Source organism: Phyllobacterium sp. (genome assembly GCF_037994405.1).
In the GTDB taxonomy this organism is placed as follows: Bacteria; Pseudomonadota; Alphaproteobacteria; order Rhizobiales; family Rhizobiaceae; genus Phyllobacterium.
In genome coordinates this window covers 1-5,256 of sequence record NZ_JBBNAN010000283.1, presented here as the reverse complement: position 1 = coordinate 5,256, position 5,256 = coordinate 1, and the positions used below count along the sequence as shown (strand labels likewise).

General features: G+C 53.1%; 7 protein-coding genes and 1 pseudogene. 3 read left to right on the top strand and 5 right to left on the bottom strand.

The features are described 5' to 3' along the window. Positions 1 to 29 precede the first annotated feature (29 nt). Complete coding sequence (locus AAAC48_RS15605) at positions 30 to 251, bottom strand: hypothetical protein (protein WP_340655052.1); 222 nt, start codon at positions 249 to 251, stop codon at positions 30 to 32. A gap of 422 nt (positions 252 to 673) precedes the next feature. Here AAAC48_RS15605 and AAAC48_RS15600 point away from each other — a divergent pair. Further along, positions 674 to 820 (top strand): annotated as a pseudogene (locus tag AAAC48_RS15600) (DUF190 domain-containing protein); the annotation flags it as partial. A gap of 247 nt (positions 821 to 1,067) precedes the next feature. Here the strand turns inward: AAAC48_RS15600 and AAAC48_RS15595 are convergent. Continuing rightward, entirely contained in the window at positions 1,068 to 1,274 is a 207-nt protein-coding gene (locus AAAC48_RS15595; RefSeq protein ID WP_340655051.1) for a hypothetical protein, read from the bottom strand. Between the two features lie 568 nt (positions 1,275 to 1,842). Beyond that, positions 1,843 to 1,989: a hypothetical protein gene (locus AAAC48_RS15590; RefSeq protein ID WP_340655050.1), complete on the bottom strand. Its 147-nt coding sequence runs from the start codon at positions 1,987 to 1,989 to the stop codon at positions 1,843 to 1,845. 473 nt (positions 1,990 to 2,462) lie between these two features. On the opposite strand from AAAC48_RS15590, the gene AAAC48_RS15585 reads away from it, so the two are divergent. Both AAAC48_RS15585 and AAAC48_RS15580 read left to right on the top strand, forming a co-directional pair. Then, positions 2,463 to 2,684 carry an alkylphosphonate utilization protein gene (locus AAAC48_RS15585; protein ID WP_340655049.1) on the top strand — a complete coding sequence of 74 codons (222 nt, stop codon included), beginning with the start codon at positions 2,463 to 2,465 and terminating at the stop codon, positions 2,682 to 2,684. 241 nt (positions 2,685 to 2,925) lie between these two features. Next, entirely contained in the window at positions 2,926 to 3,219 is a 294-nt protein-coding gene (locus tag AAAC48_RS15580; RefSeq protein ID WP_340655048.1) for a hypothetical protein, read from the top strand. 141 nt (positions 3,220 to 3,360) lie between these two features. On the opposite strand, the gene AAAC48_RS15575 is transcribed toward AAAC48_RS15580, so the two are convergent. Both AAAC48_RS15575 and AAAC48_RS15570 read right to left on the bottom strand, forming a co-directional pair. Beyond that, entirely contained in the window at positions 3,361 to 3,798 is a 438-nt protein-coding gene (locus AAAC48_RS15575) for a hypothetical protein (protein WP_340655047.1), read from the bottom strand. 117 nt (positions 3,799 to 3,915) lie between these two features. Continuing rightward, positions 3,916 to 4,743 (bottom strand): fused MFS/spermidine synthase, encoded by an 828-nt coding sequence (locus AAAC48_RS15570; RefSeq protein ID WP_340655046.1) that lies wholly within the window; start codon positions 4,741 to 4,743, stop codon positions 3,916 to 3,918. Positions 4,744 to 5,256 lie beyond the last annotated feature (513 nt).

Genomic DNA, 5,256 nt, shown 5'->3' with positions numbered 1-5,256 from the left:
TCGACTGAAGGATCGTGACCAGGCTGCAGTCAACTCTGATCGCCGGCGGCGTCCCGGTTTTTTCTGTCATGGAAGAATTTTGCTCCCCCGCAACGCGGGCAGGGGTTTTGTCCAGTGTCACCGGCATTATCGGTCATGACAATTCCCATGCCTTCGCACGACGCACAGGCCGTCACGCTCTCTCTTGCCAGCCGCCGCTCGCTTGCCCAAAGCTCCAGTTCGTGCAGTTGCTTTGCGCTCAGATCGGTCATCGCAAACGGAACATCCCCCGATGTCAAACAAGTCAAACAATACGCGCATACCAACGGCTCGGCAAAACGCGCCTTTTTGGGGAAGCATATCAATGCGACATTTGCGCTTAAGAGCGGCGCGTGCGGAACCCGAACAACCGAAGCATTCAAGTAGACAGCCCACCAATACCACTCTTGGGCACTTAGTTGGCCCTGTCGGCTCGAAGCTGCGAAAATGGCCATTTGAAAGAATAAATACAGAACACAATCTAAATAGTACAGCATCTTCAATGGCTTAATATTTTTGGACGTTGGGATTCCGCGAGAGCGGGAAATAGCTCTGCATAGGGTTTTCGGCCGTTAATTGGTGCAAGACCGGCCGGTTCTGGCAGTATTTTGAGGATAATTCTTGATCTGTTCTCCGAGTTGGCCATTTTCGCAGCTTCGAGCCGACAGGGCCAATTGTGGTGGAGATCGTCGATTCCGCCGAGAAGATTGAAAAACTGATCCCCGAGATCATGGAGCTGACGAAGAGTTGCCTAATTACCACCGAGAAAGTCCAGGTCATACGTTACGGCGACGGGGACTAGATATCTTTTTGCCGCTTGGTCGAGACAAACGAAAATCGACAACGTCTACATTCACTGAGGAGGCGTTTTCTTCACACCTGGGGATGAATACACGATAGATCGCGCATGACCCGCGGTCGCCATTGTCAATTTCTTCTAAAGAACACATGAACAACGGCCCAGGCGAGCAGGCATGAAACTATAATGAGAGCGGCGTTTTCCCAACTCATGTCAAGGCTCCCGTGCGGGTGCCCGCGTTCGATTACACCTAGTCGGCCAGTTGAATTCCGACGCTCAAAACAATTCCCACTGCCACAACGGCCATTCCGATCCGGAATGTTCTTGTATCGCGCCTTACAAGCTCTGCGCGTGCCTTGAGGGCGTAAGGGCCATCGTCGCGAGTGGCAATTTCGATTACTTCGCCCTTTGGAAGCTCGCGTAACGTGGCTTCCATCTCCTGTGAGTTACCTTTCATCCTTCCTCCAAAAACAGGGAGGACAAAGGCTGGGGACGCTCTAGTTGTCCTCCCCAATAGGCTGAGGGAAGGAGCACGGGAATGTGGAGAGCCTTCACATTCAGCCAAGGAAAATAATACACCCAGACGGGCGGCTGACCAACCTCTTCGGGAGTAGGTTCTGTATGGCGGGTTCTTGACGAGTGCTCTCTATTGTCGTCAAAACAACCTGGCATGACGTGGCCTCAGTTCCTTGCAGGGGAACAGTGGAAAATCACTCTCTCCGGATGATCTGGCCTTCATGCAGTTCAAATATGCCATTCTGGCCGCCTTGGGCATCAAAATCCTCTAACAGATCACTCCATCGCCCCAATACTCTGGCGCATGAACTGCATTGAATCAGCGTGTGATTTTGCACGTTGTCAGGGATGCGCAGATAGATCGTTCCGCAGGTGGGCATTCGAGCTTGTGATCAAGTTTCTCAGGCATAATGTTCCTTTTACCATTCAATGATATTTGGACGACTGACCGTCCAATACGGCGATTGCGGCGAGAATCTGGAAGTCGCGTGAGCCTTGATCGAAGAGCTTTATAATGGTTCGCGCCAGTCGAGCGCATGTTCGTACGTTGCGGGCGGCTGTCCAAGAAGTTCGCACGCCTTGATGTATGCGCGTTCGATGATCTGTCGATCTTCTTCGCTGTAAGCGGGTCTGCCAGAAACGTGATTGTTGGTCATGGCGGCTCCTTTCCACCGTTGGCGGGAGCACGTTCCATTCTCATGCGTCGGCGGCTAATGCCGACGATGCTCGACAGGGATGAAAGTTTACTCCTGTTTCAGGAAATAGCGAATCGTGTCGAGCCAAGACGGTTCCATCCGCCTTATCCGACAGAGGAAGGGTATCAACAGGGAATTGTCGCCGGCATTTTGAGGCCAAGGGATGCAAGCACGCCTGCATCCCTTGAGCGGCAAGTTCGACATCAAGTCGGGCAGCAGCGGGGACCACGGTCAGCGCCCGCATTGCTATCGGTTAGGCCATGCCGCCGTCGGACGGCCCGGTGAGCACATCTGATCTCGGCAGAAACTCATATCGCACCACAGTCACGGTGATGGGATTGATCTGGGGGTGGGAAGTATCTAAGTGGTAACCCACCGTTTGGGGCACCATCAGTCGCAGGCTAAGGCTCGGGCAGGTTAAGAAGGAAAACGCAATGAGTGATAACATCGTCCGTGACAGCAATGGCAACCAGTTGAATGACGGTGATTCCGTAACAGTAATCAAAGACCTGAAGGTCAAGGGAACATCAGAGACAATCAAACGCGGGACATTGGTCAAAGGAATTCGACTGACGGGAAATTCCGGTGAGGTCGAGTGTAACACCAAGCAGGTCAAAGGCTTGGTGCTTAAAACGGAATTCCTCAGGAAGGCCTAGTGGGAGCGGGGATTGAGATATCATCCGTTCTACGGTTGGGACGGCACAGAACGCACAACGCACACGTCTGATCGCAAGCTCTGCAGCGGTTGCTGGCTTATGCGTTGTTTTACGTGGCGCGCCATTGAGATTCCAGCCAGGCTGACGTAACTCTGTTTGGCTTAAGCTACCAAGATAGTTGGCCCTTTATACTCTTTGAGGAACCTCAATCGGCGCCGGGCTTTTTCAAAATCGAGTCGCAATGTTTGATCAGAAATTGAAACAAGTATCGCCGATTTCCGGTCGCTTCGCTCATACGGGAACTGCCGTCAACGTGTGCATTTACCGACTTGATGGCGATAGTTCACCAACCCCCTGGACACTCCAGGTCACTTCGGAAGACCGGAAAGCAACCATGTGGATGGAAGGCTTTCCATCGGATCAAGAAGCATTCAAAACGTTCTACCTTACTGCCGAGAAATACGGCGTGGCCGGTTTTTTCGATAAGGATAGCGCGCCTCTGTTAGGCTCGGGATCATCGTCTGAAATTGCTTGAACGGAGTGAAGAGAAAGCCTCCTCCACAGCCCGTCTCACCAGAGCGTCGTCGTTGGACCTGCTGGTGTTATTTTGGCAGCCTCAGCGGCTGCTCGGCCCAGTCGGGCCGCTTCATCAGTAATCCGCTGCACGTTACCGGCTTTATCCGACGAACATAGCGTGTAATCGCGTGAGCACGCCACGCTGTTTCCCAGGAAGCGCCTTGCGGACGTGATAGGCCGCCGTTGCGGCGTTCACGGTCTCACCGAAATGGCAATAGCAGATGACCTTGTGCAATTGCGCGTCGGTGAGTTCGAAAAATCGCTTCGCTTCGCCATAACTGTCGCTTTCCAACCCGGTCGCCCGGAAGACGGGATCCTCGAAAGCGACTGAGATCGGCGAGCCGTCGCTGCGCATAGCCGCGCGCGCCGCCGACAGCTGATACTCGGTCTGGTGTAGTGTTGAAAGGCGCCGGTCAGGGTTCCGTTCGAGGAGTTCCGCCCAGCGTTCAAGACGTTCGCTGCGCGACATGGTCTGGAGCGGATAGTCCTGCCCGACCGCGGCGACAGTCTGCAGTTGTTCGAGCGCATGGTGTTTCATTTTGGCCTCCCATTCAGACGATACAACATGAACTAACTGTGATGGAAAAATGTTCCAGCTTCGTCCCGTTGGCCGATGAAAAATAGCGGGCAACGCATAAAAGAGAGACCTGGCGCGCTACGCCCGCACCGAGCGCCTGCCCCTTTGATGAGGCGGCCTGTACGGTTCGTGTTCCGGCAATTGCCAAGGTGTAAACCGGAGACGATCAAGTTCACGCACAATATCGTTTGAGCCGACCTCAGGGGGCATCAGCATCATTGGAGGGGCAAGTTCTTTAACCTGCCCCGCCAATAGAAGGGCGTTCCGATTCCATATACCGGGCGTGTCCAGGAGCCGTACGTCTGCCCAAACATTGCTTAGTTTTGCGGCAATACGCCTAGGAATCGTGTCACGATCGTTGCGAGCACAAACATTCCCAATCAAACAGCCACAAGAATTATCGAGGCGCATTTGCGCCAGCCCGAAGAATGACTCACTGCATAGGTGATGTGGGATGTCCCCTCCCGTGTAGGCGTCCAAAACAATAGCATCATAACGATGTCGAACGGCGTGTAAAAAATTCGACCCATCTGCGACATGGCACTCAATTTTGCGAGGCAGCCCGAAATATTTTCGGGCGATAAAGAAGGCCGTGGGATCGATATCGACTATTGTCACCCGTGCCCCTGCTCTATCCAGCATCGTGCCCAAGCTGCCGCCGCCGCAACCGATCATCAACACGTCTTCTGCCCGCGCTTGGGCGAGCAAACCAAAAATCCCGTGTATATAGGGTGCGACGCTTACCCCGTTCGAATCACATTCGGATTGATAGTACCCGCCCTGGCGATAAATCAACGAGCCGGTGTGCTTGGCTTGAAGTATTTCAATTTTGCCAAACTCGGACTGAAATTTTGCAACTTGGATCATGATGCGGTCAACTTCGACAAATCTGTCGACTGTTGCCACCCGCATTGTCCTGATCGCCGCCACAGGCTTTGCCGATTGATATCCTTGAGCCGGGTTTGCGTCCGGTTGACGAAGGAATGGCAGCGGTAGTGACCACGTTGATCGTCGAGGTGATCGAGCCTTCCAATGGCCCTCTCATCGCAAGGGACGATAAGCCCATGATAACCATGAAGGAATAAGTCCGATCCAAGATACTGGTCGTCATTCCATCCATGAGCTGGTTTATGGCCCATTGATTTCCGGTAAGTTCGCCTCATAATCCAGATATGTTCCGTTTGTAACATCAATTATGATGTATAAAATATCATTAGTTAATTATAAAACATTCTAATATATGCCGCAACTGGCAAACATCATATCCCAGGTCAGATGGGGCACTCCAGGATCACAGCACGATCGCGTCTTCGATCGGCATCCACTCTATGACGTTTTCTCGCTTACGCGTCCGAGGCGCACCCCGCCGCCCCGTTTGCTTGAACTCGTTCCAGGTTTGCCATGCGCGCCGCCCTATCC